Raw genomic sequence first — 23,883 nt, 5'->3', positions numbered from 1 at the left:
AATAACAAGTAAGATTAAAAGTAAATAGATGATGTTATTAGTCAATAACTTAATTTAGGCAAACCTTGGTTATTGATTATATTGAATTCCAAACTATATATATACCATGGTTGAATGACTTTGTCTCATACGAGACAGAAATTCGGCCCCATTCATAATCCCATCTAATCATTTCTGTTTTCGTAATATCAGGAACCCCTAAATTTAGAGAAAGGCTTAGCCAATCAGACAAGCTTTTCACTGAGTTATTTAGCATGTTAATATTAGTTCTCGCATCCCAGTCCTTTAGGGATTTATAATATTCACTATCTTTATCGACAAGATGAACCATAAAAGGAAAACCAAAACATATTGGCCGTATGTTAATTTCAAATTCTTTATCGCAAAAAAACACCGGATCAATAAGATAGTGATAAGGCATGTATTTCTTTACAGCATTAAACGTATTTAGTTTGTGATAAAGTTTACTGTTGCAAAATCCTTCTTCAGTATCAATCTCTAAAGTTAGACCATCGAAAATTAGCTTTCCCGTTTTCGCATTAAAATTTAAGTTTATCATATATCTAAAATCTTTCCTGGGGTTAAAAGATGTCTCGATTCCTCTGGGATAAAGAACTGAAGTCCTCCCCCATCTCCATACAACTTATTGGCTGCAGCTCTACCGTAAGCAACATCTATGTCTTCGCTTACATAGAAAACCCTTAATTTCGTACGTACAGGCCATCGAGGATCTAATTTCACCTGTAACGCTTGATGATAACCCAAAGGATAGCCTCTATATTGATTGACTGTTGGGAATGTCACAGTATATGAGGGTTGTTGATTCCCATTCGGGTAAAGAGCATAAAGAATTGTACCTTTTTTCAGCTTCCTATTCTTATAAACATCAATACCGGGATAATCATCATTTCCAGGGCCTTGCCACTTCGTTGCTTCTTTAGATGGATCCTTACATTTACGACTCAACCCCCACGGATCCACCCACCCCAGCGCATTAGGCGCATACTGGTAAAGGTTTATCCCCCCCGCCAGCCCTATCGGGTCCTGCTGCGTAAATCTTCCGCAGTCCGGGTCATAATACCGGAACAGATTGTAGTGCAGCCCTGTCTCACGGTCCAGGTATTGCCCCTGCATGCGCAGGTTCTGAGAATATCCTGATACCTGCGTCTCGCTTTCCCGCAGCAGCTTGCCCCAGGCGCTGTTCACCCCTTCCCAGCGCACCTGCCCTTCGCTATCCGTCATCCGCTCCGTCGTGCCGTTGGGCTGGCAGTGGAACCAGAAAATCTCCGGGGAATCAACGCCATCGACACGCGCCAGCGGATCGTAACTGTCCTGATCGCTGTAGACACTGGTCAGCGGCACATCCCCGTGCACCTCCTGCAGCAGACGGAACCCTTCCCAGACAAACCGGGTGGTGACCGGCTTGCCGGTTGGCTGTCCGCCCAGCATCTGGCGTCGCGTTTTGCTGATGCGTCGCCCAAGCGGATCGTAGCGGAAGCTGACGCCCAAGCGGATCGTAGCGGAAGCTGACCTGCGTCTGCGGTTTGTTGCGGTCCCGCGGCTGTCTAATCACTTCCGTCAGGCGATGCTCCCCGTCGTAGCAGTAGTGCCAGCGGGTCTGGCCGTTATCCTTCTCCACGGTGCGGCCGTGGATATCATAGCGCCAGCGAATGCCGTTCAGCTGCGTCAGACAGTTGTGCGTGACTTTCTCAGCAGAACCTTCGAGCAGTGAAGGTTCTGTAGTGGTAGCGGTTTGCGCCGCGGTGGAATCCGATACCGCTGAAATGGACGACGCCGGCCGTGAAGAGTCCATGGCCGAGCAGGGTCTGGAAGAGCCGGGCCTGAACCGCGTGATCCGCGCGGGCTATGAGCAGCTGAACCTGCAAAGCTACTTCACCGCTGGTGTAAAAGAAGTGCGTGCGTGGACCATCCCGGTCGGTGCGACTGCGCCTCAGGCAGCCGGTAAGATCCACACCGACTTCGAGAAAGGCTTCATTCGTGCGCAGACTATCGCGTTTGAAGACTTCATCACCTACAAAGATGAGCAAGGCGCGAAAGAAGCGGGCAAGATGCGTGCGGAAGGGAAAGATTACATCGTTAAAGATGGCGATGTGATGAACTTCCTGTTTAACGTTTGATTGGTTTTGAATGAAAAAATCCACGCTTAGGCGCGGATTTTTATTCCGATATAAATTTCCCAGATATTATTAAATTTAAAAAATACCTTCTTTGAGAGGATGGTCTTTTATTCCTCCCCAAGGGTCATCTAGTAAAAACTTAGCAGCAACAGCTTCTTTTGCCGGTACAAGAGTGAAATTATAGTAAATTTCATCGCCTTCACAAATCTCATAAAAAAGTGAATAAACTTTATCATTCACATCTATATTTAAATCGAATTTCTCAGTTGCAGAAGCGATTTGCAGCTTATGTTTATCCGTAATGAAAAATGGTACAACAATACAGCGCTGAGCATTTTCATCCAATTTGAAAGCATTCTCTATTTTGATATTGACGTTTGCTCCAAACGCGTCCTCTGGTAATGGATCGAATATAACATAATCCTTGTGAAGAACAGCACCTTGAGAAACATTACCCTTTCCCCACTGACTCAGCTTTTCGTCATAGTCTCGGGATCGTAACACTATTTGACTATGTGAAATCAGTAGATCAACTATTTGTATTTTTTTATCATTCATTACACTACCTCGATTTTTATTATCGTTCTACCAATAATGTGAGGTCAGGCCATCAAAAATAAAATACCTGTGATATTTTTAAGGTGTTAATGAGTGGCGGTAATACGAAATCTGACAGGGGAAGCACCCTACCCCTGATGCTCAAATATTGGTCAGGATATTATCGACAAGCTCAAACCCTGATACCCCCATTGTTGTGTAATTAGGGTATTCGGCAACAGTTAACCGCCTGGTTTCGTCCTCTCCATTATATAAACCACCAGCATAATTAAATATTTTCAATTGTTTTTTTTCTTCTGTAAGATCAGTGTGACCAATAATTTTCCAAACGCCCTTGCTGATATTTTGGTTGCCGGTAAAGATAATTTTCGTCTCTTTGCCAAACTTTTCAAAACTTAGCGGTGTTAATGAATCGCCATCAATAAGTTCTTCAGCCTGCTGGATTGATAATATGCAGAACCCTATGGCTTGCTGAAATTTTTTGCTTGGAGCAAAAACAATATGACAAATCGCATATTTCCCATTGCTCAATGGAATGACAAAGATGTCACCCTCTTTGTATTTTACTTTCATAAGCCATTACCTTTCAGAATTGATAACGCATCATTCAATACTTTTCCACCTCAATCACTGCTATGACCCGCAATATCATATGTGCTAGCATTTGGGTTATTAGGACTATACGATCTGATTTTATTGAGGAGATTTGTTAAGGAATTCGTTGGCTTAGCTCCACCATTAAGATCCATAATTCTTTGTTCCAAGTATTTAGCTTCAGCTTTGGTCAAATTATTATCAAATATGGTCAGCTGTTCCAAATGAGATTTACCCGGTGTATTCGCATGGCTATTCAAACGCGTTGGTGCATCCCCACGTCCTACATAGATAATATTCTTTCCATCGTGTAGCACATACAACCCTTGTCCATTTACAGGATCATAATGTTTGCCTGTCCCCCCAGCCCTACGTGTAGAAGGTAAACCCTTACAAGGTGTTAGACCTAAAGGATCAGTCCAGATTATAGGATTAGGAGCATAGCTGTAAAGATTTAACCCGCCATTTAACCCTATCGGGTCCTGCTGCGTAAACCGCCCGCAGTCCGGGTCGTAATACCGGAACAGATTGTAGTGCAGCCCTGTCTCACGGTCCAGGTATTGCCCCTGCATGCGCAGGTTCTGAGAATATCCTGATACCTGCGTCTCGCTTTCCCACAGCAGCCTGCCCCGGCGCTGTTCACCGCTTCCCTGCGCACCTGCCCAGGCAGCGTACCGTCCTGAACCAGCAAACGCCCGGCGCTGTCGTATTGCCAGCGGTACCAGCTGAACGGGTTATCGTCATGCTCTTCCCGCACCAGATTATTGCGGTAGTCGTAATCCCAGCGGCGATGCAGTCGGCTAAGACGGACAGGTGGTCAGCAACCCCTGGGTGCGGCTGATCTCACGGTGAAGTTCGTCGCGGCTAAAATCTGAGACCGACAGCTTATTGAGAGCAGGATGAACAAGGCGCGAAGAAGCAGGCAAGATGCGTGCGGAAGGGAAAGATTACATTGTTAAAGATGGCGATGTGATGAACTTCTTGTTTAACGTTTGATTTATTTTTTATTGCAGGGTCAAAATACATTTTCCAGGAGTTCTGTTTTCATGCTGGGTTCAAAAGGAATGAGATCAGCAGTCGCAAGCTTTAACCTCTGAAAAGGATCTTCGCGCAAGCGCTCTTCAAGAGAGGCAAGACTCTCACACTTAGCAAGAATGACACCATCGTTTCTTGGGATCCGTCTACCGGACGCCAGGAAAATTCCTTCTGCGTATCCCTTTTTAAGCCACTCAACATGAGCAGGTATCTCTGCGTCAATCTCTTCGAGTGGTTTTATAAAGGTCAAAATAACTATGTAAACCGTGCTCATCCTTTGCCTTTCCGTTAGGTTTTTCTCTAAGTAATAATTAAGTCGTTCGTTGGACCTAAAGAAACAGTTCCTCTTATGCCATAAGATCACGTTATAATTTTTAGCGGAAATTTTAATCTTAAAAGGGATCACTATGAGATATTATCTTACGCTTCACCATAATAATGCCATAACATACGATACAAACTGGTAAGCTCTTTATTTTTAAGCTTTTTATTTCACTTAATCACTAAAAATAAAGTTTTCTTCTGCCAGTTTATTTTTTTCCTTGTATTCCTTTTCCCACTCGAAGTATCCGTCAGGTTCATTTGGAGAAACTCCTGTTGTCCAATATTGATCACCATAAGCAATTAACATTGCCCAATGATATTCACTTTCATGACAGCGCAAAGCAATAGACATGTAATCATTTTCCGTAAAACGAACAAGTGGAGAGGCTAATACTATTCGTTCAGCCTCACTCTCTGTTTCATTCGCATATTTAACAATGATCGCTTTAATTAACTCAATCCAACTATAGTAATTAAAAACAACACTTTCATTTGAATCATTAAATTGGATACCATCGATAATATTCATTGCCCTTTACACCTTTTTTTACTTTGTAACGATCAAACACGGTTGCAGCTTTATTTAAGAAAATAGCAAGCTGTGAACCTATGGGCTTAGCCTTTCCCCCTTTTTTTACAGCACCAGGGTTTGCTAACATTGGCTCACTTACAGAATCATAACTATGTGCAAGTGTATTGGCTCTACCCTGAATTACAAATTTAGCCCATTCATTATCAGCAGACTCAAATACTTTTATATTTAGTTTATTCAGTTCTCCATTCTACCCATTTAATAGCCGGTGATTTATCAGTATTTAGAGATAAATACCCTCTTCTAATGCATTTTCAGTAAACGCTGCTTTTGTAAAGAAAATGAGAACATCCGCGCCTTGTTTTGTATATTTAACTTCATAATTACCAGGTTCTAAAGTAATAAACTCATCTGACATAGCTTCGGAGTCATCAGGATCAAGGGCGCCGCCCGTAACATTCTCCCCCTCCCCGATGAAAACTTTCCCAGAAGATAAGCTTAAGAATTATGCAACTGTATACTCACCAACATCGTATCTAATATTGACATTATAGGTTCCGTCACCACCAAGATTGGAGATAACATATTGCATTTTTATTTCTTCATCTTTTGGTAGACTGCACCAATCTACATCCTCATTAATTCTATGCTTTAATAGCATCAAATCATAAATAACTAATACGGCAGTATCGGTTTCTATAGTTATAAATTATCAAGTAATAAATGAAGGGATTAGGTTAAAAATAGGTATAAGCCCACCTGGCACTCAAAAATATAACAATATGTTTTTTATAAGCTAATCATCATAACATGCTGCGGTAAAAATAAAAGACCGAAAAACACAAACTACTCACCGACCTGCATATTAGTTAATTATACTTTCTATAGATTTTACAACGCTTTTATAGAATTGAATCGACTCTTCACCTATTAGTATATTCTCAATCGGCGAGTCTACTTCCACGCCATGATGATCATATATTTTATTTCTAACAGGGTTTTTAAAATAATGTTGAGGTAAGACATCCACTTCACGCATGTCGATAGTTTTAAACGTTACGAAATAACCGTTTTTCCAACATGAATTATCAGTAATAATTGGCGACAGCAGCAAATTATCTTTTGCCAATACAGCATCTTCTTGAAGCGAAGATGTAAAATAGTTATATATATATATAACTATGGCATTCTTGAACGGGCCGACATCTATTTTACCCAAAGAGACCATGCCATAGCCTAACCGACCATCATTTAACTGAAAGTAAAAAACATCGCCTTCTTTAGGCCATTTTTTTTGATTTTCTTTTGCTGGCACTATAGTAAGTCTATCGACCATTTTCCATTAACCCTATTATTTAAGCCAATTTCCGCCACACATAATAGCATCCGAGTATAACTTTCTTGTCGGACTTATGCTATTGATAGAATTTTAAAAGTGGGGATTATTGTGAATAATTTCTGGTTCTCTGATCCACGCATGACCGCAATTTAACAGTTCTTCAGTAATTCTAACTATTTTATCGAACATTTCACCAAGCCACCAAGCTGTACAGCACGGATATCTACATCCTTAGTGATCCCTACATAGATAGGTCTGACATCTTTATATCTTAAATACACATGGGTATTATTTCCACTTTTTTCTTTTAATCCACTCAGCAAAAGACATGTTTCTCATTGATCGTTTAGGGCATCCGTTTTTGCAAACGGTTAAACCAACAGGATCCACCCACCCCAGCGCATTCGGCGCATACGGGTAAAGGTTTATCGCCCCACCAGCCATATCGGCCCCTTTTGCGTAAACCGCCCGCTGTCCGGATCGTAATACCGGAACAGATTGTATGCAGCCCGGTCTCACAGTCCAGGTATTGCCCCTGCATGTGCAGGTTCTGAGAAAATCGTGATACCTGCGTCTCAGCTTCCCGCAACTGCTTTCCCCACGCGCTGTTAACCCCTTCCCAGCGCACCTGCACTTCGCTATCCGACGTCCGCTCGGGCATGCCGTTAGGCTGGCAATGGAACCAGAAGATCTCCGGGGTATCTACGCCGTCAATTCGTACCAGCGGATCGTTGCTGTCCTGATCGCTATAGACATAGGTGAGCCGCACATCCCCATGCACCACCTGCAGCAGGAGGAACCCTTCCCAGGCAAACCAGGAAGTGACTAGCTTGCCAGTTGCCATCCAGCATCTGGTATCGCGTTTACGCCAGCGAATGCCATTCAGTTGCGTCTTACAATTATTAACGACCTACTACTTAGCAGAATCTTCGAGCGGGTTATCTGCTGCATGACAGCGGCGCTGGCGACGGGCATTGCCGACAAAGACGTCCCGGCTATACAGTTGGCCCATGCGATCGTACTCGCTGCGGGTGGTCAGAAGCCTTGCGTACGGCTGATCTCACGGTGGAGTACGTCGCGAGTATACTCACCGCTAATCGAGAGCAAGGCGCAAAAGAAGCAGACAAGGTTCTTGCCGAAGGGTAGGATTATATCGTTCAGATGGTGAAGTGCTGAACTTCTTGTTTAACGTTTAATTTGTTTTGAACAAAAGAAATGCACGCTTTGGCGTTGATTTTTATTGATATTAAACAAGTAGTCCATAATTGAATCAGGAACTCTTATAACATAAATATAGTATTACTTTCTTTAATCATATCCAAGCTTCCTAACGCACCAAGTTCTAAAGAATAAACCTCATCAGTACCTCTACACAAATTAAGGAAATACCCTAGATCGCCATCTTGACCAATCAATAAAAATTCAGGTTCAACCTCTTGAATTGTGTATGTAATATTTCTTTCAAGTAAATCGAAACAATTGAATACATATAAATGTTCACCATTCGCTCTTTTAATCTCATAAGAGTCAGTGTCTCTAACATTCTCAACCATAAATCGCTTATATTCAGCAGGTAAAGATTTGTGCACTAGTTGTTCAATTTTATCCAACTGATCGATTAAATCCTGCTTTACCATATGTGTTTACCGATATAAGAACAAGCCATATTAAAAACAAATGTCATTGCAATGAGACTAGCATTTGTTAGTGAATTAGTAGAAATTAACAATGCGGAAAAGTGTTGTTAATTGCCTACAGATAATTAGTTGTTAATTGTTTTTTATAGAATCCATGCAAACTACACCTCTTCCCAAACTTTTATTAATGCCGATATGTTTCTTCAGCGTTTAAGATTATAAACTTCAAAAATATTTTTTCAAAATAAATTTCGCACCCAATAATGAGCATCAAGTCCAGTGTGGCCATCATTAACTATATCTCTCAAATAAGGATAGCTTCCAATTTCATAAACACTTAATCTATAATGACCTATCCACATCGGTGCATACTGGTAAAGGTTTCCCCCCCGCCAGCCCTATCGGGTCCGACTGAGTAAACCGCCCGCAGTCCGGATCGTAATAACGGAACAGATTGTAGTGCAGTCCTGTCTCACGTTACAGGTATTGCCCCTGCATACTCAGCTCCTGGGAATAACATGATATCTGCGTCTCGCCTTTTCGCAGCAACTTGCACCAGGCGTTGTCTCCCCCTCTCCAGCGCACCTGCCCTTCACTATCCATCATTCGCTCCGGCATGCCGTTAGGATGGCAGTAGAACCAGGAAATCTCAGGTCAGCAACGCCATCAATACGCGCCAGCGGATCGTAGCTCTCCTGATCGCTGTAGACATAGGTCAACGGCACATTCCCCGCACTTCCTGCAGCAGGCGGAACCCCTCTCAAGCAAACCGGGTGGTGACGGGCTTACCGGTTAGCTTTACGCCAGCGAATACCATTCAGCTGTGTCAGCCAATCTTACTCGCTACGGATGGTCAGCAGCCCTGCGTAAGGCTGGTCTCACGGTGGAGTACGTCGTGAGTATACTAACCGCTAATCGAGAGCAAGGTGCAAAAGAAGCAGACGAGGTTCGTGCGGAAGGGAAAGACTACATCGTTAAAGATGGCATAGTGTTAACCTATTGTTTAAATTGTAAATTCTATAAGTTAACTATCTTATACCCTCTTGCGCATAGAGAACTTAAGGTATTTTTAGGCCGATCCTGAAAAGCACGCTGTTTTCCATAAACATAAGCATCGTTAAAATATTTATTCGCTTCCTCGAATAATTCCACTCGTAACGGACCGTACCGAGGTCGATCAATGGCGCAGTGCCTATATTCGTTCGACGTTTGCGTAATGTGGTCTCTCCCCATTTCTTCGCCTTATCATACTCCGCGAGATCGAAGTAAGGGCTGTACATGCATACAAATATCCAGTTGGCAAGTTCCAATGCACCCTTCAGCTAAGATAGCGCTTTCTGGACTTGTTGTTATTGCTCAAAGCCTCGATATAGTTCTTGTTATCGTGTAAATCGTTTCCTTTTCAATAGTATTTATTATAGATATTTGCATACTAAAGTCCTTGCCTATGTCAATAATGCATTTATTTTAGAGCAGCAAATAAGCCTTACTAAAAAACCGTATCTAAATTTAACTTAAAATTATAAAGTCAATACAGTACAATCAATCATCTTATAACAAATATTTTTTAATATTAATGACTCTATAATACTCCAATCACCACCACCAAGGCCAGCTCCTATTCTTGGCATTTGTACTGAAAGACGATTCATCAACGCAAAGTCAGACAATTTTGCGAGACAAATATCTAAGAATTCATAGCATACATATTGATTATTATCATTGTTGTTTTTCTTGATCCCATCCTGTGCAAACATATTAGCAACAAATATCCTTTTTTGATCATCAACCATAACAAAATCTACCTTACCTAATTCTGGAACGCCATTATCTTTAAAATTGTTGTGATAGTTTTTCTTCGAAGCTGGATATTTTTTCGAAAGAGACAAAACAAATCCCTTCCCCCATTTGCCTTTGTTATTTACAATGTGAGCAATAACTGTGGATTTGTTCAAACACTTTACAGCATCTCCGGATAAATACTTTATTCGGTTTTTTTCTTTAAATGAATCGAGTGAATCCATCCAGACACTTTCAAATTTTTCATTTGAAATCTCTTCAGAGTCACTTAAGTCTAAGTCGCTTTTCTTACCATCATAAAGCAGGAAACCTACTTGTTCGTTTTTATCTAACAAAGAGGAAGAAGCATAATACTCACCATCAACAATATTTATTTGACGTGTCGCGACATCTCCTATAAATTCACTAAGAATGCACCCTTGCCCAGAGATAAAATCAACGTTTCCTTTAAAATATTTTTTCTCCAACCACAATCCCTCCCTCTTTTAACAATTCTTTTAGAATCATCAAAATCTTTTATATACAAGATCAAAAGTGTATTTTCTCGTGATTCAATTACCATCTAAGCCAATAGCAGCTATTTCGGCAAAATGGCTTATTCCTTTTAATTTTCTTGCATTACCATATCTATCAACTTCTAATTGGCCTAGTAACATTTTCACAATTGCATCAATATCTTTGAAGTGTTAGTCCGCCAATCATTTCAGGTATGATATTAATGAAGTATTGTCCATCCTCGAAGCGGACAAGTATATCTCCTGTTGAAGGTCTTATTACACCACTCTTCGTGATATCTTTCATCTCTTCTTCGGCTGTATCATGAATCAATGTGTAAGTAGTCAACTCCACCCAATCGCATTCGGCGCCTACGGGTAAAGGTTTATCCTCCCACTAGCCCTATGTGTCCTGCTGCGTAAACCGCCCGCAGTCCGGGTCGTAATACCGGAACAGATTGTAGTGTAGCCCTGTCTCACGGTCCAGGTATTGCCCCTGCATCCGCAGGTTCTGGGAATATCCTGATACCTGCTTCTCGCTTTCCCGCAGCAGCTTGCCCCAGACGCTGTTCACCCCTTCCCAGCGCACCTGCCCTTCGATATCCGTCATCCGCTCCGGCGTGCCGTTCGGCTGACAGTGGAAACAGAAGATCTCCGGTGCTTCCACGCCGTCAATGCGCGCCAGCGGGTCCTAGCTGTCCTGATCGCTGTAGACACATGTCAGCGGCACGTCCCCGTGCACTTCCTGCAGCAGACGGAACCCTTCCCAGACAAACCGGGTGCTGACTGGCTTGCCGGTTGGCTGTCCGCCCAGCATCTGGCGTCGCATTTTGCTGATGCTGCGACCGAGTGGATCGTAGCGGAAGCTGACCTGCGTCAGGCTGTTGTGCGTGACCTTCTCAGCAGAATCTTCCAGCGAGTTACCGGCAGCATCCCAGCGCCACTGCTCCTTGCCGGGCAGCGTGCCGTCCTGAACAAGCAAACGCTCGGCGCTGTCGTACTGCCAGCGGTACCAGCTGAACGGGTTATCGTCCCGCTATTCAGGTATCAGGTTATTACGGTAGTCATAATCCCAGCGGCGATACCCGCATCGCGGTGCCGGACGCTGGGCATTGCCGGTAAAGACGTTCCGGCGATGCAGTTGACCAAGACGGTCGTACTCGCTGCGGGTAGTCAGCAGCCCCTGGGTGCGGCTGGTCCCATGGTGAAGTTCGTCGCGGCTAAAATCTGAAACCGACAGCTTATTGAGAGCAAGGTGAACAAGGCGCGAAGAAGCAGGCAAGATGCGTGCGGAAGGCAAAGATTACATCGTTAAAGATGGCGATGTGATGAACTCTTGTTTAACGTTTGATTTCCTTACGGGGTCAAAACACATTTTCCAGGAGTTCTGTCTTCATACTGGGTTCAAAAGGAATGATTTCGGCAGTCGCAAGTTTTAACCTCTGAAAAGGATCCTCGCATAAGCGTTCTTCATGAGAGGCAAGACTCTCACACTTAGGGAGAATGACACCACCGTTTCTTGGGATCCGTCTACCGGACGTCAGGCCCCCCCTCTACGTATCCTTTTTTAAGCCACTCAACATGAGCAGGTATCGCTGCGTCAATCTCTTCGAGTGGTTTTATATAGGTTAAAATAACTATGTAAACCGTGCTCATCCTTTGCCTCTCAGTTAGGTTTTTACGCCGATTGTTGGAACTGTTTATGCAGCTCCTCTTTTGCCACCCGGTATTGTTATAACGTTTATGTGTATTTTAATCTTAATACGCGGGTCCGGATTGGGAAAATACGTTATGCATCATATGAAAAACCAATCATGCCAGCCGTTTTTTTACCGCATAACTACAGACAATGATGACTTACCTTGGAAGAGTGAATGTTAAGCAATAAAAAAGTCCCTTGGGGAGGTGCAGATAAATATACTTTGTCACACAGTGCATTGAAGTTTGTCAAAACGGCTGGTAACGGCTTTTGTTCATTTAATACAAAGACTAATTAACGTGTTGAATCTAACATTGCATAGTCTAATAATGATATGCCGAAAGTATATTTTTACCGTTTAACGATCACAATGCTTCTATAATCTGTTTCATTTTTTATCCAGAATATTTCATCTTGAGGTAAGGTTCCATCACTGCAGAAATCAACAAGTTCACCTAACCATCCATCAGGAACATATTTGTGATAATGCATATTCTCAACACATTCAGAATATAGTCGCTTACTATCAAAGTCTATAAATAAATCCGGCATTAGATCATATATATCCCACCATGTTGTTTTTTCTGAAAGCCTATTGTAAAACGCCACAGACATATCATCCTTATCGTATAAATAACCCTCTTTAATTAAGTTATCAATGAATATTTGTACGTTTTCTTCATTTACTACTGGTATGTCATATCTTTCTTTATGGATATCCTGTAAGTTAATTTCCACCCCGTTTTTCACAAAATCGTCTACCCATCTAACTCTGTCCAAAACCCACATTTCTTTAAAGGCAACGAACCAGTAAAATCTTCCTTCGTTCTTCACTATTACAAGGAGTTCATCATCTTTATTAACATTCATATAGTAACCTATTTTACATTCCCCGAGCCTGGAATCGCTACTTCTTCAAGCCATTCTGCCCACATTGATGGTAATTCATACGATCTACCTGGCGTTGTCGGATCGACACGCTTAGGAGCTAACCAACCTTGATTTAACGGATTAGTACGATAAACGGCCTGAGGTATTGCACTTTCTTCTATGAAATCCGCCATCCACTTAGGAAGTTGAAAGGAGACAATTTCTGCATTACCACCTCTAATATCAAGGAAATGCTGAGCATGTGAGCTATCTCCAATACTGATATTTAAGGTTCCACTATTTAAGTGGTCCACGCTGAATTTTGGGGTTATTAGCAGAATCTAATTTGATTCTGACCCGACTTGCATTTGGTGGAATTCCCGCTTGAACCCTAAATATAGATTCAGTTGCATTGGGATCCCCTCTCTTGCATAGACCCAGCGGAGCTATTCAACCTAATGGATTAGGAGCATAGCTGTAAAGATTTAACCCGCCATATAGCCCTATCAGATCCTGCTGCGTAAACCGTCCGCAGCCCGGGCCGTAATACCGGAACAGTTTGTAGTGCAGCCCTGTCTCACAATCCAGGTATTGCCCCTGCATCCGCAGGTTCTGGGAATATCCTGATACCTGCGTTTCACTTTCCCGCAGCAGCTTGCCCCAGGCGCTGTTCATCCCTTCCCAGCGCACCTGCCCTTCAATATCCGTCATCCGCTCCGGCGTGCCGTTCGGCTGATAGTGGAACCAGAAGATCTCTGGGGCATCCACGCCATCAATGCGCGCCAGCGGGTCGTAGCTGTCCTGATCGCTTTAGACACAGGTCAGCGACACGTCCCCGTGCACCTCCTGCAGCAGGCGGACCCCTTCCCAGACAAACCGGGTAGTGACCGGCTTGATGGTTGGCTGTCCGCCCATCATCTGGCGTCGCGTTTTGCTGATGCGGCGACCGAGCGGATCGTAGCGGAAGCTGACCTGCGTCTGCGGTTTGTTGCGGTCCCGCGGCTGGCTAATCACTTCCGTCAGGCGATCTTCACCGTCGTAGCGGTAGTGCCAGCGGGTCTGGCCGTTATCCTTCTCCACGGTGCGGCCGTGGATATCATAGCGCCAGCGAATGCCGTTCAGCTGCGTCAGGCGGTTGTCCGTGACCTTCTCATCAGAACCTTCCAGCGGGTTACCGGCAGCATCCCAGCGGCACTGCTCCTGGCCAGGCAACGTGCTGTCCTGTACAAGCAAAATATTGAGGGTAAGGGTCAGCAAGGTGCGTAAGGAGGAAGCCCGAATGCCTGTTGAAGGTAAAGATTACATCGTTAAAGATGGCGACGTGGTGAACATCTTGTTAACGTTTGATCTGTTTTGAATGGAAAAAACCCACGCTTTGGCATGGATTTTTTTCATATGGGGGACTCATTGCGCCACCAGAATAATATTTATAGTTGGATTGGTTTGTAGTTTATAATTTTATCAGCAATTTCTTCTGCGCTAAGTTCTTCATAATAAATGTAATTGGCTGCCTGAGGGTCTGCGACACTTCTACAAAGTAGGTCAATGTTGTGATCAGCTTCCTCTTCTGTACCTTCACTACGTTGGATTTTTTTTATCAGTTCAATAAGCTCTTGTCTTTGCATATTACTCCTTAAAAAGGATAAGCACGGTCTAGTGTGTCAAGGTGATATCTTGGCGTAATAATTACCAGATTATCAATATCATATACACCGCCTCCATGGTGGGCAGGGGTTCTATGGTGTAGTACAAAATATCTATTTTTCACGTTCCATTGCATAGCATGCGCTATTGGAGCTTTCCGCCCCGCATTCTGGTAACATTTGATGAACAACATTGCTTTGAAAGATGCGAATTGAAATATCCCCCTATACAGAAGTTCTCGCTAAAATCATCAAGGATTTTACTTCCCGGCCTCGTAATTTATCGACAATAGAAGATGGGAATAAACTTGCATCACCATGCTATTTCGCTGAAATAGCGTTAATTGCAGTCAGTTAATACAAACCCTAATAATATGATTTTATATCTGGCAGCCTGACTTTCACCCTCAGCTAAAACTATATGCAAAACATTGCCTGCAAACAAACCGGAATAAACATAAATATCTAAATCGTTATATTTATAGGAGGGGCTTAGATCATCGCTATATGTTTTAACCTTTATCCCAGAGATATTTTTCAAGATCTGTTTTTTTAAATCATCATGTATACCCCAAAGAGGTTTGGCATCTTCATTTTTGAAAACAATCTCGCAATCTAACTTTGGTATGGATATTTTTTCTGAATAATCATAAAAATCATCATCCTTTCCATCATATATTGTTCTCTTGGGTTTGAAATTATAACTTCCCAGACTCATGAAATTTATTTCTCTCTAATTTTTTTATCAGCCAATAGTTGTTTTATTGATTTAGATAGTGCATATTGAGTTCCCCCTCCTGGTTGTTCAAACCAAGGTATCGCGGGTCCTGCATATGCATGTACTGGAGCAACCACTTCGTAGGTTTTATATGTTTTATCTAGCGTATCCAAAGGCAAGGCTCGGCTTTCGAAAGATGCTCCAGCAGGAGATACGAAAGTTCCTGTATCACTGAAAGTCCCATCGTTGATACGACCACCATATCTGTCAATTTTAGTTCCCGGTTTCAATGTTATCGGCGTAGCTTTGGTAAGCCCTCTATTTGGAGGCCATGCTCCAAGTCCCATAAAGGATTCTAAGCTTTGCCAGTCTTGGTTTTTCCATAATTTATATGCTTTTGAAGCATCTGTCCGTGTTTTGAAAAACACCTTTTGATTTGGATTGGAAACCATTCCATTCATTTTGACACCGACTAACCCCCCACGGATCCACCCCAGCGCATTCGGCGCATACTGGTAAAGGTTTATCCCCCCGCCAGCCCTATCGGGTCCTGCTGCGTAAACCTCCCGCAGTCCGTGTCGTAATACCGGAACAGATGTAGTGCAGCCCTGTCTCACGGTCCAGGTATTGCCCCTGCATCCGCAGGTTCTGAGAATATCCTGATACCTGCGTCTCGCTTTCCCGCAGCAGCTTGCCCCAGGCGCTGTTCACCCCTTCCCAGCGCACCTGCCCTACGCTATCCGTCATCCGCTCCGGCGTGCCGTTCGGCTGACAGTGAAACCAGAAGATCTCCGGTGCTTCCACGCCATCAATACGCGCCAGCGGATCGTAGCTGTCCTGACCGCTGTAGACAAAGGTCAGCGGCACGTCCCCGTGCACTTCCTGCAGCAGGCGGAACCCTTCCCAGACAAACCGGATGCTGACCGGCTTGCCGGTTGGCTGTCCGCCCAGCATCTGGCGTTGCGTTTTGCTGATGCGTCGTCCGAGCGGATCGTAGCGGAAGCTGACCTGCGCCTGAGGTTTGTTGTGGTCCCGCGGCTGGCTGATGAGGTACCAGCTGAACGGGTTATCGTCCCGCTCTTCCCGTACCATGTTATTAGGGTAGTCATAATCCCAGCGGCGGGACCAGCAGCGCGGCGACGGACGCTGCGCATTGCCAGTGAATACATCCCGGCGATGCAGTCGACCAAGACGGTCGTACTTGCTGCGGGTTGTAAGCAGACCCCGGGGGCGGCGATTCTCAAGGTGGAGTCGTTCGTCGCGGGTATACTGACAATTTATTGAGGGAAAGGGTAAGCGAGGCGCAAAAAACAAGCAAGATACATGCAAAAGGAAAAAAATGATATTGTCAAAAATGGCTACGTGATGAACTAATTGTTTAACATTTTTTTTGAATCAAAAAATCCACACCAAGGCGTGGATTTTCATTCAGAGATAAACTCCCTCTTCTAATGAGTTTTCAATAAACGTTGCTTTTGTAAAGGAAATTAGAACATCTGAACCTTGCTTTTTAAATTTAACTTTGTAACTACCAGGTTCTAAAATAATAAACTCACCAGAAATAGCATCTGAGTCATCAGGCTCAAGATCTCCGCCCGTGACATCCTCCCCCGCCCCAATGAAAACCTTTCCAGAAGGTACGTTTAAAAATAGTGCTCCAACATACTCGTCAACATTATTTTTTATATGAATTTTATAGGTGCCATCCTCTCCAAGATTGAGAAATAATACATTCCCTTTATTTATTTCTTCAATTTCATCTTCTGGAAGACTCCACCAATCTGCATCATTATCAATTCTATGTTTTAATGACATCAAATCATAAATAACTAATGTGGCAGTATTCGTCTGGACATGAATGGATTTATTCATTTTACCCCCTATTGAAATATTATTTCTCTGATGGCATCCCCAGCTGAAATCCCGCCTTTCTACCTGTATTTTCCAGGAACTACCGACACTTTTATTAATTGTTTCATTCAGCATTTATACTCTTTATACGGGCGAATCTTCAACAATTAAATTAACAGATGATCAGCATTTTACTTACTTAGATCAGGAGCTGAGCCGAACATCTTTTCAAAGCACGCAGAAACAGCTTGCCTTATCATTTTTTAAGGGCATTTGATCTTAATACGCTGGGCCAGTTCGAGTTAACGCATTACGCTTCATATCAAAGGAATAAAACCAATCATACCAGCCATTCTCTTGTACTGCATAACTACAGACGACAACCACTTCCTTTGATAGATTGAATGTTAAGTAATAGAAAATAGCGCCTTCAGGAGGTGCAGACGACAACAGTGTTTCGCCCCGAGCATTGAAAATTGTCAAAACGGTTGGTAATGGCTTTGGTTCGCTTAACGCAAAGACTAATTGGTGTGTTGAATCTATCATTGCACAGTCTAAAAATGGCATAGTAATCAGTACGTTACTTTCACCATGCGTCCATTCAAGCAGATCATTTTCTTTAATACAATTGAGATTTTCAATCATAGGTAAATCTAAAATTACAATATTTGATCTGTTTCAAGTCACCTTCAAAAAACCCCACAAGATATACACGGTACCGGGCTGGCTGAACTTCTTTATACGTAAAGACAGTTGAAAAGTCTTTTAAACAGTTTTGACATGTGTTTTTCGAAACATACAATTGGCTTTCATCATAGCTATATTTATTATCTTCACTAAAATACTTCACACCTCTCATTTTCTTAACAAGAAAGCATTTTACCTCTTCGGTGAGCGAGTCAAAACCATATGAATTTACTATGGAATATATTATTACACCTTCGCATTCAGGGCATGCTAGTTCCTTTCCATACTCTATGAAATCATTGTCATTGCCATCCAGGACTAATAACTTCTTTTTCAGTCGATTTGTTATTTTCACTTTATCTAAACCTTTAACTCCATTAATAGACAGGTTAGGTGATAAGCAAATGGGGGGATTTTATTAATTGATAATTTCATTTAGTCAAACATTCCATTCGATATAAATTCCACAGTCGAAGTTTTTTTCATTAGACTGTACAACAATTCTTCCCCATTCATGATCCCATTGAATTCCATATTGAGGATTGTTAATTTCAAGCTTAGGGTTTGAGGTTATTTCATTCTCAACCTATTTTTCGTTTGAACAGTAATTGGTCCTAAAGGGTAGTTACTATTTCTGAGAAATAACAAATTCATGACCAAAGATGGTAATTGTTAATTAAAGGGAAAATACGTTGCATTTTTAGTTTTTAACTAGAAATTTATGGCTTGCTACAGAGTTTCATAAAAATAGACTTCACAGCAGCAGAATTAAATAAGTCGCAAACTTATTAATTATTCTTTAAGGAAGACTCTCTTCTGTTACCAATCCATCAACAAAGTTGGAAAATGAATTTGTCAGATATCTTTGAATTTTTATATGATTCTCTTGCATAGTCAAATCTTCATCAAAAGAATCTGTAGCAAAATATACAATTGAATAATTATCTAAATTCAGACAAAAGAAATTCCCTCCCCAATCATTTGCGAAAGGAAGTAGGTTCCTAGGAATCACTTCCCTATCCAACATGCTAATATAGCAACCGTCAATTAAAGACCTAGGATCATCATTTGTCTGAGTATTATAAACAAACGGTTTAAATCCTGCTACCTCTACTGGCTCAAAACCTTCATCACCGTCCCACCAACTTTTCTCAGGAATGCCACCATTAAATTGCAGATAATGTGATACGAAATCATCCGGAAGGGTAATAGATGATTTACTTTCCGTTTTATAAATATCTGCACGACCAATCTTTTTTTCACATTTTTTGAAGTTATTCATCAGATTATGACGTAGTAATTACACTCCGTAAGCAATTATATGGAACATATTTATTCAAGCCACCTTTAAAAGGTAAATAACGATGTATTCATGTTCTTTTGCGCAAAAAAAATTCAAGGTATTTTCTAGGTCTATCCTGAAATGCACGCTCTTTGCCGTAGTTATAAGCATCGTTAAAATATTTATACGCTTCCTCAAATTGATTCAACTCATAACAGACCATGCCGAGATCAATTAAGGGTGCAGTGTCTATATCCGATCCACATGTCCGTAATGTCGTCTCTCCCCATTTCTTTGCCTCAGCATAATCCGCCAGATCAAAATATGCGCTGTATATGCATGCACAGATCCAGTTGGCAATTTCCCATTCGAGCTTCGGCTCAGGAAGAGCTTGCCAGGCTTTGTGGTATTGCTCTAACGCCTCAGTATATTTTTTATCATCATGAAACTCATTTCCTTTTTCTATAAAAGATGTAACTCTTTTTTCATCAAATTTATCGTAACCGATTTTCATGTGTTTATTGATGGTGAATCGCAAAGAAACCTCCTAACCAATATAAAAGCTGACATGAGCCATAAATACTTTTGAATAAAGAAGTTCTCTAAAAAATGTTATTTTTAATATTAAAAAATAAAAAGTTAACCAAAAAAGAATTGCTTAAACCCTTTTGCCTCAACATCCTTTAGTTTGCCTTTAAGCATAAAATCGATATCTTCCAGAAAATCCTCTCTGAAATTAAAATCATCATCTGTACCATCACCATCATATTTACTTTGCTCTATCTCAATGGCAGAACAAAAAACATCCAAAAAGTCAGCTAAGGAACTGGAAATGATAAAGTTTCGTTTTTCAATACTACCATAAACAGGAGATGTTATATTTCGGGTGTCACAAAAAAGAACGTCTCCATTTCTTTCAGCAAAGATTATATACTCATCGTGCCAGGCCGTATCATTTTGAACTCGCCAACCTGATAATATTTCATTGAGATCTTGAGACTCAACAATTTGTATAAAGAAAGTACCATAAAATGTTGGATGGTCATTTAAAATCAAATGGCTATAAAAAAATCGAATTTCGCCATTTAAATTCACAGGGAGAGAACTTTCATTTTCTTCTGCTGTAAAGTCTATCTCTCCCATATTTAAATCATTTGTTTTGAATTTGATAACAAAGTCTTGAATAGTATTTTTTATATACATCATTCCTCTTTAAGAGTTAACATTATTGATTACTCGTAAAACTACTATGATCTATAGTTGAAAAATGGACTCATCATCCAAAGAAGTTTTTCGCGCCATTAAAAAAGAAAAATAAAGAATCAGTGATGGCACGACACCATTCAATATTAAGGTAGTTTATTGCCCTTTCTCTTACGATTTGAGTCTATTTCGTAGAAATAATCTTCACAGAAAACGTCTAAAGCATTTTCCAGTTGAACAAGCTTCAAACCCCGGAAGCCTTTACTTTCAATAACTTCCTTAACCTCTTTTTTAATAATGATAAACCCTCCTAATAATGTGCCGCTAAACGAAAAAATATCATATTCAATCGCATCATTCTTTAATTCAATTTTAAAAGGTATGATATCTCCGAATTTATCATCTTCAAGAATAGATTTTTCTTCATCTATAACATCCACGCCGGGAAAATATACATATTTAAAATCATCTCGAAGAACTTGTCCATTCCCAATCGAAACTGGTGTTATATCTCGGTCAAAAATAACATTGTGCTTATAATTTTCTAAAATTGAAAATAAAGACTTGTCCATCAAGTGCCCAAAGTCTTTTTTATAATAGTCAAATTTCAAAGCCCCAACATTTTTATTGCACAACAAATAAATACGTTCTGGACATGCATCGTCTGTTATTCGATAAGGGAAGGAAAATGCAGAGCCTTCTATTTCGCAGTTTTCATCGATCTGTAATCTTTCATCAACCGTGCCCTGTAAATTTCTTGGCATGAGTGATGATTCAACGTCATTCATGATCACATAATAGGACATTAATTCATTCCCCTGCATTTTGTTGTGGGAATATGACCCATCCAAATTTAATTCTTCATATCAATCTGGGTCCGCCTTATAGCTATCCTCGTCCCTTTAGCATCTAATATCCCAGAATTATATCGTTGCTCAACACGAGCAATTCGCTGGCGGACAATACCACTATAGTTATGATGATTACTGCTATGGAAAACATCCATTCCTTTCCTGCATCTTGTTTCATTGCTGTTGCGCTGCCTGGCAAATAAATACCATTAAATGCAGAGTCCATGTCTTTACCGATGCCAATATTATTGAAGAATGATCGGTTCTCTTTCCACACCTCAGCGGGTATAACATGGTAAGCAGAGAGTCGATCTCCAACTTTGCCAGACTTATCTTTAACTAATATACCGCTATTAAATACCCCCCCACGGATCCACCCATCCCAGCGCATTCGGCGCATACTGGTAAAGGTTTATCCCCCCGCCAGCCCTATCGGGTCCTGATGCGTAAACCGCCCACAGTCCGGGTCGTAATACCGGAATAGAATGTAGTGCAGACCTGTCTCACGATCCGGGTATTGCCCCGCATACGCAGGTTCTGAGAATATCCTGATAACTGCGTCTCGCTTTCCCGCAACAGCTTGCCCCAGGCGCTGTTCACCCCTCCCCAGCGCACCTGCCCTTCGCTATCCTTCATCCGCTCCGGCGTACCGTTGGGCTGGCAGTGGAACCAGAAGATCTCCGGTGCATCCACGCCATCAATACGCGCCAGCGGATCGTAGCTGTCCTGGTCGCAGTAGACACAGGTCAGCGGCACGTCCCCGTGCACTTCCTGCAGCAGGCGGAACCCTTCGCAGACAAACCGGGTGGTGACAAGCTTACCGGTTGGCTGCCCGCCCAGCATCTGGTGTCGCATTTTGCTGATGCGGCGACCGAGCAGATCGTAGCGGAAGCTTACCTGCGTCTGCGGTTTGTTGCGGTTCCTCGGGTTTGGCCGTTATCCTTCTCTACGGTGCGAGCATGGATATTATTATGCCAGCGAATACCATTCAGCTGCGTCAGGCGGTTGTGCGTAACCTTCTCAGCAGAACCTTCAAGCGGTTTACCGGCAGCATCCCAGCGCCACTGCTCCTGCCCGGGTAGCGTGCCGTCCTGAACAAGCAAACGCCCGACCCTTTCGTATTGCCAGCGGTACCAGCTGAACGGGTTATCATCCCGATCTTCCCGTACCAGGTTATTGCGGTAGTCGTAATCCCAGTGGCGGGACTCGCATCGTGGTGCCGGACGCTGGGCATTGCCGGTAAAGACGTCCCGGCGATGCAGTCGACCAAAATAGTCGTACTCGTTGCGGGTGGTCAGCGCCCCCTGCGTGCAGAATGGAAAAATTGCACTGTTAAAGATGGCGACATACTAAACTTCCTGAGTAAAGTTTAAATAGTTTCAGTTGTGTCTTGAGACTCTCTTTACCTTATGGCATTTACAAATAACCAACGCCATATCTTGATTTTTTATTGAAAGATCAACTAAGGTGTATATAGTGAATCCTGAAAGTGAGTAATTCATCTCGCCATAAATCCAATTTTTACAAAATTATTATCTAACTATTCTTTATGCATTTCATTATACATTTCTCTTTTTTAGACTCATTTTTAAAAGATGTACAAAGAAGATTATTATTTCATTTAGAAAAAAGGGATTAATCCGAGTTTTTATCTCGTATACCAAATAAGGCAGTCATCTATAATAAATTTAAATATCACTATTGGACAATATGACTTCCGTTACATGAATGGATAACTCATATATGTAATGTACGATTTATTACCATCAGAGATTAAGATCCCATCCAATATATATCCCACAATTAAAGGATCTTTCATTTGATTGCACTGTTATCTCTCCCCATTCATAAGTCCATTTTGTTCCATATGGAGGCTTATTTATCTTTCCCATATTGTTTCTGGAAAATTTATTTTGAACCCATTCTGTCAATCGTCTTTCTTCCTCTTCTAGATTTTTTAACGATGCCCTCTTATCCCAATCTTTGAGTGATTGATAAAAATCTCCGTCTTTACTTGTAAGAAAAAGAGATGGGTTAAATGAGAAAATTGCTGGTCTGAACTCTACGATAAAGTTCTGCCCTTCCCATTCAATATCATTTTTCGAAAAATAAAATTTACCTATCTTAGTGAATTGCGGATGGGTTTTGTAAAATTCAGATGAAGTGAATGTTTCAAAAGAGCTAAGTTCAATAGGATAACCATCAATTTTAACATTCCCATTTTTAACATTAAATGTCATCTTCTTCATATATCTATAATCTTACCAGGAATTAATTTACCTCTTGCTTCTTCAGGTATGTAAAACTGCCCCCCCTTTCCGGATTGAGGATTCGCCGTTGCACAACCCCTAGAAACAAATATATCCTTAATACATAATATTCCCTAACTTTGGTTCCTATAGGGAAATCTGAGTTAAGTGTCACTTGTGACACCTCATGATATCCTAATGAATCACCTTTAGATTGCCTAACTGTAGTATGAGTTATGGTATATGCAGGTAACTGATCACCATTTGAATGCAATGCATAGAGGATCGTTCTTTTTTAAGCGTTCTGTTCGAGTAACTATCAATACCTTTATAATCTTTATTATGAGGTCCTTGCCACTTACCACATTAGCACCATCAA

The 23,883-nt window shown here is 41.8% G+C and carries 22 protein-coding genes and 15 pseudogenes; 5 read left to right on the top strand and 32 right to left on the bottom strand.

All coding sequences use genetic code 11. The annotated features are described in order from the left end of the window. Positions 1–76 precede the first annotated feature (76 nt). Both QE396_RS03995 and QE396_RS03990 read right to left on the bottom strand, forming a co-directional pair. Positions 77–559: a hypothetical protein gene (locus QE396_RS03995; protein ID WP_020882338.1), complete on the bottom strand. Its 483-nt coding sequence runs from the start codon at positions 557–559 to the stop codon at positions 77–79. After that, positions 556–1,726: pseudogene (locus QE396_RS03990) on the bottom strand (RHS repeat domain-containing protein); the annotation flags it as partial. The pseudogene QE396_RS03990 and the gene QE396_RS03995, both read right to left, overlap by 4 nt. Here QE396_RS03990 and QE396_RS03985 point away from each other — a divergent pair. Continuing rightward, positions 1,716–2,138 (top strand): annotated as a pseudogene (locus QE396_RS03985) (DUF933 domain-containing protein); the annotation flags it as partial. The pseudogenes QE396_RS03990 and QE396_RS03985 sit on opposite strands and share 11 nt — an antisense overlap. A 75-nt stretch (positions 2,139–2,213) precedes the next feature. Here the strand turns inward: QE396_RS03985 and comJ are convergent. The 3 genes and pseudogenes from comJ to QE396_RS03970 form a co-directional block, all read right to left on the bottom strand. Next, a complete protein-coding gene (gene comJ / locus QE396_RS03980; protein WP_020882335.1) occupies positions 2,214–2,696 on the bottom strand; it encodes a competence protein ComJ in 483 nt (160 codons plus the stop codon). Positions 2,697–2,837: 141 nt separating this feature from the next. Continuing rightward, the gene (locus QE396_RS03975; RefSeq protein WP_020882334.1) at positions 2,838–3,269 is read right to left on the bottom strand and encodes an immunity 26/phosphotriesterase HocA family protein; all 432 of its coding nucleotides are present in this window, start codon (positions 3,267–3,269) and stop codon (positions 2,838–2,840) included. 50 nt (positions 3,270–3,319) lie between these two features. Then, a pseudogene (locus QE396_RS03970) lies at positions 3,320–4,207 on the bottom strand (RHS repeat-associated core domain-containing protein); the annotation flags it as partial. Here QE396_RS03970 and QE396_RS03965 point away from each other — a divergent pair. Beyond that, positions 4,203–4,286 (top strand): annotated as a pseudogene (locus QE396_RS03965) (DUF933 domain-containing protein); the annotation flags it as partial. The pseudogenes QE396_RS03970 and QE396_RS03965 sit on opposite strands and share 5 nt — an antisense overlap. 19 nt (positions 4,287–4,305) lie before the next feature. On the opposite strand, the gene QE396_RS03960 reads toward QE396_RS03965, so the two are convergent. The 7 genes and pseudogenes from QE396_RS03960 to QE396_RS03930 form a co-directional block, all read right to left on the bottom strand. After that, a complete protein-coding gene (locus QE396_RS03960) occupies positions 4,306–4,599 on the bottom strand; it encodes a YciI family protein (RefSeq protein WP_020882332.1) in 294 nt (97 codons plus the stop codon). Positions 4,600–4,821: 222 nt separating this feature from the next. After that, positions 4,822–5,178 (bottom strand): hypothetical protein, encoded by a 357-nt coding sequence (locus QE396_RS03955; RefSeq protein ID WP_007949666.1) that lies wholly within the window; start codon positions 5,176–5,178, stop codon positions 4,822–4,824. Between the two features lie 286 nt (positions 5,179–5,464). Then, positions 5,465–5,881: pseudogene (locus QE396_RS03950) on the bottom strand (DUF6386 family protein). A 165-nt stretch (positions 5,882–6,046) separates the two neighbouring features. Beyond that, positions 6,047–6,517, bottom strand: a complete 471-nt coding sequence (locus QE396_RS03945; RefSeq protein WP_020882331.1) for an Imm26 family immunity protein — start codon at positions 6,515–6,517, stop codon at positions 6,047–6,049. Between the two features lie 369 nt (positions 6,518–6,886). Further along, positions 6,887–7,693, bottom strand: a pseudogene (locus QE396_RS03940) (RHS repeat domain-containing protein); the annotation flags it as partial. Between the two features lie 107 nt (positions 7,694–7,800). Beyond that, positions 7,801–8,157, bottom strand: a complete 357-nt coding sequence (locus QE396_RS03935; RefSeq protein ID WP_020882329.1) for a hypothetical protein — start codon at positions 8,155–8,157, stop codon at positions 7,801–7,803. A 350-nt stretch (positions 8,158–8,507) separates the two neighbouring features. Beyond that, positions 8,508–8,950, bottom strand: a pseudogene (locus QE396_RS03930) (RHS repeat-associated core domain-containing protein); the annotation flags it as partial. Positions 8,951–9,061: 111 nt separating this feature from the next. Here QE396_RS03930 and QE396_RS23480 point away from each other — a divergent pair. Continuing rightward, positions 9,062–9,166: pseudogene (locus QE396_RS23480) on the top strand (hypothetical protein); the annotation flags it as partial. A gap of 511 nt (positions 9,167–9,677) precedes the next feature. Here QE396_RS23480 and QE396_RS03925 read toward each other — a convergent pair. After that, positions 9,678–10,424 carry a macro domain-containing protein gene (locus QE396_RS03925; RefSeq protein WP_020882326.1) on the bottom strand — a complete coding sequence of 249 codons (747 nt, stop codon included), beginning with the start codon at positions 10,422–10,424 and terminating at the stop codon, positions 9,678–9,680. 402 nt (positions 10,425–10,826) lie between these two features. After that, positions 10,827–11,706: pseudogene (locus tag QE396_RS03920) on the bottom strand (RHS repeat domain-containing protein); the annotation flags it as partial. Here QE396_RS03920 and QE396_RS23475 point away from each other — a divergent pair. Next, positions 11,703–11,802 (top strand): annotated as a pseudogene (locus QE396_RS23475) (DUF933 domain-containing protein); the annotation flags it as partial. The pseudogenes QE396_RS03920 and QE396_RS23475 sit on opposite strands and share 4 nt — an antisense overlap. A gap of 13 nt (positions 11,803–11,815) precedes the next feature. On the opposite strand, the pseudogene QE396_RS03915 reads toward QE396_RS23475, so the two are convergent. The 4 genes and pseudogenes from QE396_RS03915 to QE396_RS03900 form a co-directional block, all read right to left on the bottom strand. Further along, a pseudogene (locus tag QE396_RS03915) lies at positions 11,816–12,107 on the bottom strand (YciI family protein). A 394-nt stretch (positions 12,108–12,501) separates the two neighbouring features. Next, positions 12,502–13,020 carry a hypothetical protein gene (locus QE396_RS03910; RefSeq protein WP_020882321.1) on the bottom strand — a complete coding sequence of 173 codons (519 nt, stop codon included), beginning with the start codon at positions 13,018–13,020 and terminating at the stop codon, positions 12,502–12,504. An 8-nt stretch (positions 13,021–13,028) separates the two neighbouring features. Next, positions 13,029–13,334, bottom strand: a complete 306-nt coding sequence (locus tag QE396_RS03905) for a hypothetical protein (protein ID WP_126488231.1) — start codon at positions 13,332–13,334, stop codon at positions 13,029–13,031. A gap of 139 nt (positions 13,335–13,473) precedes the next feature. Then, positions 13,474–14,253: pseudogene (locus QE396_RS03900) on the bottom strand (RHS repeat domain-containing protein); the annotation flags it as partial. Between the two features lie 3 nt (positions 14,254–14,256). Between QE396_RS03900 and QE396_RS03895 the strand changes: the two are divergent. Continuing rightward, positions 14,257–14,377: pseudogene (locus QE396_RS03895) on the top strand (DUF933 domain-containing protein); the annotation flags it as partial. A 70-nt stretch (positions 14,378–14,447) separates the two neighbouring features. Here QE396_RS03895 and QE396_RS03890 read toward each other — a convergent pair. From QE396_RS03890 to QE396_RS03830, 14 genes and pseudogenes are all read right to left on the bottom strand, one after another. Beyond that, positions 14,448–14,645, bottom strand: a complete 198-nt coding sequence (locus tag QE396_RS03890; protein ID WP_020882318.1) for a bacteriocin immunity protein — start codon at positions 14,643–14,645, stop codon at positions 14,448–14,450. Positions 14,646–14,653: 8 nt separating this feature from the next. Then, positions 14,654–14,800, bottom strand: a complete 147-nt coding sequence (locus tag QE396_RS23470) for an HNH endonuclease signature motif containing protein (protein WP_324279609.1) — start codon at positions 14,798–14,800, stop codon at positions 14,654–14,656. 203 nt (positions 14,801–15,003) lie between these two features. Continuing rightward, the gene (locus QE396_RS03885; RefSeq protein ID WP_020882317.1) at positions 15,004–15,381 is read right to left on the bottom strand and encodes a hypothetical protein; all 378 of its coding nucleotides are present in this window, start codon (positions 15,379–15,381) and stop codon (positions 15,004–15,006) included. A 5-nt stretch (positions 15,382–15,386) separates the two neighbouring features. Continuing rightward, positions 15,387–15,842, bottom strand: coding sequence for a TNT domain-containing protein (locus QE396_RS03880; RefSeq protein WP_071605443.1), 456 nt, complete (start codon positions 15,840–15,842; stop codon positions 15,387–15,389). Positions 15,843–15,866: 24 nt separating this feature from the next. After that, positions 15,867–16,650 (bottom strand): annotated as a pseudogene (locus QE396_RS03875) (RHS repeat domain-containing protein); the annotation flags it as partial. A 159-nt stretch (positions 16,651–16,809) separates the two neighbouring features. Then, entirely contained in the window at positions 16,810–17,253 is a 444-nt protein-coding gene (locus QE396_RS03870) for a DUF6386 family protein (protein WP_020882315.1), read from the bottom strand. Between the two features lie 258 nt (positions 17,254–17,511). After that, positions 17,512–17,877, bottom strand: a complete 366-nt coding sequence (locus QE396_RS03865; protein ID WP_071605442.1) for a hypothetical protein — start codon at positions 17,875–17,877, stop codon at positions 17,512–17,514. Between the two features lie 841 nt (positions 17,878–18,718). Further along, positions 18,719–19,201: an SMI1/KNR4 family protein gene (locus QE396_RS03860; protein WP_020882314.1), complete on the bottom strand. Its 483-nt coding sequence runs from the start codon at positions 19,199–19,201 to the stop codon at positions 18,719–18,721. Positions 19,202–19,289: 88 nt separating this feature from the next. Continuing rightward, positions 19,290–19,715 (bottom strand): hypothetical protein, encoded by a 426-nt coding sequence (locus QE396_RS03855; protein WP_032669715.1) that lies wholly within the window; start codon positions 19,713–19,715, stop codon positions 19,290–19,292. 125 nt (positions 19,716–19,840) lie between these two features. Further along, the gene (locus QE396_RS03850; RefSeq protein WP_254353517.1) at positions 19,841–20,407 is read right to left on the bottom strand and encodes a hypothetical protein; all 567 of its coding nucleotides are present in this window, start codon (positions 20,405–20,407) and stop codon (positions 19,841–19,843) included. Between the two features lie 143 nt (positions 20,408–20,550). Then, on the bottom strand, positions 20,551–21,210 hold the full coding sequence (locus tag QE396_RS03845; protein WP_020882312.1) for an Imm43 family immunity protein: 660 nt from the start codon (positions 21,208–21,210) through the stop codon (positions 20,551–20,553). A 103-nt stretch (positions 21,211–21,313) separates the two neighbouring features. After that, positions 21,314–21,655, bottom strand: coding sequence for a hypothetical protein (locus QE396_RS03840; RefSeq protein WP_309952688.1), 342 nt, complete (start codon positions 21,653–21,655; stop codon positions 21,314–21,316). Continuing rightward, a pseudogene (locus tag QE396_RS03835) lies at positions 21,618–22,565 on the bottom strand (RHS repeat-associated core domain-containing protein); the annotation flags it as partial. The pseudogene QE396_RS03835 and the gene QE396_RS03840, both read right to left, overlap by 38 nt. A 456-nt stretch (positions 22,566–23,021) precedes the next feature. Further along, positions 23,022–23,504 (bottom strand): hypothetical protein, encoded by a 483-nt coding sequence (locus QE396_RS03830; RefSeq protein WP_032669712.1) that lies wholly within the window; start codon positions 23,502–23,504, stop codon positions 23,022–23,024. Between the last annotated feature and the right edge of the window lie 379 nt (positions 23,505–23,883).

The organism is Enterobacter sp. SORGH_AS_0287, from assembly GCF_031453695.1.
Taxonomy (GTDB): Bacteria; Pseudomonadota; Gammaproteobacteria; order Enterobacterales; family Enterobacteriaceae; genus Enterobacter; species Enterobacter ludwigii.
The sequence above is the reverse complement of the archived record's forward strand: the minus strand, read 5'-3'. Positions and strand labels throughout refer to the sequence as shown.

What these genes read in the sequence shown, in the direction of transcription:
- QE396_RS23470 (WP_324279609.1), bottom strand. Translation starts at nt 14,800, where the DNA reads ATGCAATGGAACGTGAAAAATAGATATTTTGTACTACACCATAGAACC.
- QE396_RS03840 (WP_309952688.1), bottom strand. Translation starts at nt 21,655, where the DNA reads ATGCGCCGAATGCGCTGGGATGGGTGGATCCGTGGGGGGGTATTTAAT.
- QE396_RS03885 (WP_020882317.1), bottom strand. Translation starts at nt 15,381, where the DNA reads ATGAGTCTGGGAAGTTATAATTTCAAACCCAAGAGAACAATATATGAT.
- QE396_RS03995 (WP_020882338.1), bottom strand. Translation starts at nt 559, where the DNA reads ATGATAAACTTAAATTTTAATGCGAAAACGGGAAAGCTAATTTTCGAT.
- QE396_RS03960 (WP_020882332.1), bottom strand. Translation starts at nt 4,599, where the DNA reads ATGAGCACGGTTTACATAGTTATTTTGACCTTTATAAAACCACTCGAA.
- QE396_RS03860 (WP_020882314.1), bottom strand. Translation starts at nt 19,201, where the DNA reads ATGAATAACTTCAAAAAATGTGAAAAAAAGATTGGTCGTGCAGATATT.
- QE396_RS03955 (WP_007949666.1), bottom strand. Translation starts at nt 5,178, where the DNA reads ATGAATATTATCGATGGTATCCAATTTAATGATTCAAATGAAAGTGTT.
- QE396_RS03910 (WP_020882321.1), bottom strand. Translation starts at nt 13,020, where the DNA reads ATGAATGTTAATAAAGATGATGAACTCCTTGTAATAGTGAAGAACGAA.
- QE396_RS03945 (WP_020882331.1), bottom strand. Translation starts at nt 6,517, where the DNA reads ATGGTCGATAGACTTACTATAGTGCCAGCAAAAGAAAATCAAAAAAAA.
- QE396_RS03855 (WP_032669715.1), bottom strand. Translation starts at nt 19,715, where the DNA reads ATGAAAATCGGTTACGATAAATTTGATGAAAAAAGAGTTACATCTTTT.
- QE396_RS03935 (WP_020882329.1), bottom strand. Translation starts at nt 8,157, where the DNA reads ATGGTAAAGCAGGATTTAATCGATCAGTTGGATAAAATTGAACAACTA.
- QE396_RS03830 (WP_032669712.1), bottom strand. Translation starts at nt 23,504, where the DNA reads ATGAAGAAGATGACATTTAATGTTAAAAATGGGAATGTTAAAATTGAT.
- QE396_RS03890 (WP_020882318.1), bottom strand. Translation starts at nt 14,645, where the DNA reads ATGCAAAGACAAGAGCTTATTGAACTGATAAAAAAAATCCAACGTAGT.
- QE396_RS03865 (WP_071605442.1), bottom strand. Translation starts at nt 17,877, where the DNA reads ATGATTGAAAATCTCAATTGTATTAAAGAAAATGATCTGCTTGAATGG.
- comJ (WP_020882335.1), bottom strand. Translation starts at nt 2,696, where the DNA reads ATGAATGATAAAAAAATACAAATAGTTGATCTACTGATTTCACATAGT.
- QE396_RS03845 (WP_020882312.1), bottom strand. Translation starts at nt 21,210, where the DNA reads ATGTCCTATTATGTGATCATGAATGACGTTGAATCATCACTCATGCCA.
- QE396_RS03880 (WP_071605443.1), bottom strand. Translation starts at nt 15,842, where the DNA reads ATGAATGGAATGGTTTCCAATCCAAATCAAAAGGTGTTTTTCAAAACA.
- QE396_RS03870 (WP_020882315.1), bottom strand. Translation starts at nt 17,253, where the DNA reads ATGAATAAATCCATTCATGTCCAGACGAATACTGCCACATTAGTTATT.
- QE396_RS03850 (WP_254353517.1), bottom strand. Translation starts at nt 20,407, where the DNA reads ATGATGTATATAAAAAATACTATTCAAGACTTTGTTATCAAATTCAAA.
- QE396_RS03975 (WP_020882334.1), bottom strand. Translation starts at nt 3,269, where the DNA reads ATGAAAGTAAAATACAAAGAGGGTGACATCTTTGTCATTCCATTGAGC.